Source organism: Nocardia farcinica, from assembly GCF_029867845.1.
Taxonomy (GTDB): Bacteria; Actinomycetota; Actinomycetes; order Mycobacteriales; family Mycobacteriaceae; genus Nocardia; species Nocardia farcinica_A.
Map to the genome: position 1 here is coordinate 1 of NZ_JARWRU010000131.1, position 2,178 is coordinate 2,178.

Sequence of the window (2,178 nt, forward strand, 5' to 3'; positions counted from 1 at the left end):
CGGGGCCGCCCCGTGCGCCGGACCGCCCACCGGCCCGGGCGCCGGATGCGCTGGCGGAGCATACGGATCCGCGCCATCGGGGCCGGCGGCGCGCGCCGGGCGCGCGGCGGCGTACTCGGCGCGCACCGAGGGCGCGGACACCAGCGCGACGATCGTGGCCAGGGCCGTGACGACGATCGCCAGGGTGATCGTGGCGGGCCGCGACCAGTAGCCCTCGTCCTCGACGAGATAGCGCACGAACGTCATGGACGCGCTGATACCGAGCAGGGGCAGCACCACGGCCCGGTTCGGCAGTGCCCGCGGGTCGGCGGGCCACCAGATCACGGCCGCGATCCCGGCCAGGACGGCGGCCGCGACACACAGGACCACCGCGAACACGGTGCCGCCGACCCGGCCGGTGGAACCGAGTGTCCAGCCGAGAACGGCCACGAGCTCCGCGACCGACACGACGGCGATCCACACCGCGGCATGGCGTCCGGCGCGCAGCAGGACCCGTCCCGGCGTGGTGGCGTCCTGCCCGGCGGAGGACGGACTGCCCAGACTCGCCACGGCGGCGGCCACCAGCAGGCCGAGCCCGTAGTAGCCGAACCCGAACACCTCGGGCGTGCCGTCGGTTCCGAACACCACGCCACCGCCGACCACCAGGCCGAGCGCGACGGCGAGCGCGGTCGACCTGAGGCTCGGGTCGCGGCGGCCGAGGCCGAACGCGATCACGAGGGTGGCCGCGATGGCGGGCAGCACGGTCAGCGGTCCGGCGACGACGGTCGCCGCGGTCTGCCGGATGCCGCCGAACAGGACGGAGCCGTCGTCGTTCGCCAGCGAGATCACAGCGCCCACCAGGAGCCGCACCGTGCCGAAGAGCGCCGCCGCGACCGCGACCCAGGCCAGCGCCACGGGCGTGCCACGCCGGCGGCTCTCGTCCTTCGCCGACACCAGATCGTAACCGCGCGGCGCGGCGGCGGCCACGAAGGCGGCCGCCGCGCCCCAGACGCCGAGACCGACCCCGGGGTTGTGCGGAATCCATTGCCCGACATGGATGATCGACACGATCACGTCGAAGCCGACGACGCCGACGCCGAGCAGGGCCAGCGGGGCGGCGGCCGCGGTGCGCGCCACCCGCAGCGCACTCCCACCGGGCGCGGCGGTCGTCCAGCCGAGCGAGACGACGGCGGAGGCGATCACGCCCACCGCCGCGGCGACGATGAACAGGAACGTCGGCGCCACGAGCGCGGCCGGGCCGTCGGTGGCGGAGAAATGACCGTTCCAGGGGAAGATCAGCGCCAGCAGCAGGCCGACGACGGCGATCCCGTCACGCCGCAGATCCGGCCAGGGGACCGAACGCGCGGGCGCAGGCGGGGCGACGAACCCGGGGAGCACCTGCCCGGTCGGATACGGGGCCGGTGGCGCGACGATCGCGTGTGCGCCGGTCGCGACCTGGTGCGGCGGCAGGGGAACCGCCTCGGCCGCTTCGCCCGACGCGGTGGGGTCGTCGCCGCTCACGTTTTGCCTCCCGATTGCCGGACCCGGGCGTGTCGATCGTTCGCCCGCGCCGGACAGTCTGGCGCGCCGAGGCGGAGTGCACCATCGTTCGTTCGCTCGTCATTCACTCGACCGACAGCGCGGTCGCGGTCCGCTCGGACAGGAAGCGGGCCAGCGCGGCGGCCCGGTCGGCGTCGGTCGCCGTCGCGCCACCGGCGGGACAGAAGCGGGCGCGCACGCAGCCGATGCCGGCGCGTTCGAAGACGATGTCGACGGCGGTGTCGCGGTGGGTGAGCACCAGCGCCGCCAACGGGCGCCGGGCTCCGTCGTGCCTGGCGTGGGCGAGGGCGAGGTCCAGATCGGCGATGGCGGGCGGCAGGAAGTCGATGACGTTGCCCTGCCGCAGGAAACGGCGGATGACCGCGTCGTCGACGATCTCGTGGACTGCGAGGATGAGCGCGTCCAGCGCGGTGGCCGGAACGACGACCGCGAACTCCGGTACCGGGCCGATCGCCATCACGAGGTCCTCGGGGCGCGGCCGCCCCGCACTCCCCCGTGCTGCGGGTGCGCGCACGGCATCGCTCCTCCTGCCTCGGTCGTCGGCACCCGCGCGGACGGGGGGCCCGCGGCGCGCGCAGCGCGCCCCGGCGCCCCCGCGGCCCCCCCGCGCGCGGGGCGTGTGGGCGGCCGGCGGGGGGG

2 protein-coding genes are annotated in these 2,178 nt (G+C 76.0%); both read right to left on the bottom strand.

Annotated elements, in window-relative coordinates; translation table 11 throughout:
- A partial coding sequence (locus QH283_RS02535; RefSeq protein ID WP_280501403.1) for a hypothetical protein occupies nt 1-1,500 on the bottom strand: 1,500 nt, incomplete at its 3' end.
- A 103-nt stretch (nt 1,501-1,603) separates the two neighbouring features.
- Entirely contained in the window at nt 1,604-1,996 is a 393-nt protein-coding gene (locus tag QH283_RS02540) for a hypothetical protein (RefSeq protein ID WP_280501404.1), read from the bottom strand.
- Between the last annotated feature and the right edge of the window lie 182 nt (nt 1,997-2,178).

Coding starts and splice junctions, on each gene's coding strand:
- QH283_RS02540 (WP_280501404.1), bottom strand. CDS start 1,996: ATGGCGATCGGCCCGGTACCGGAGTTCGCGGTCGTCGTTCCGGCCACC.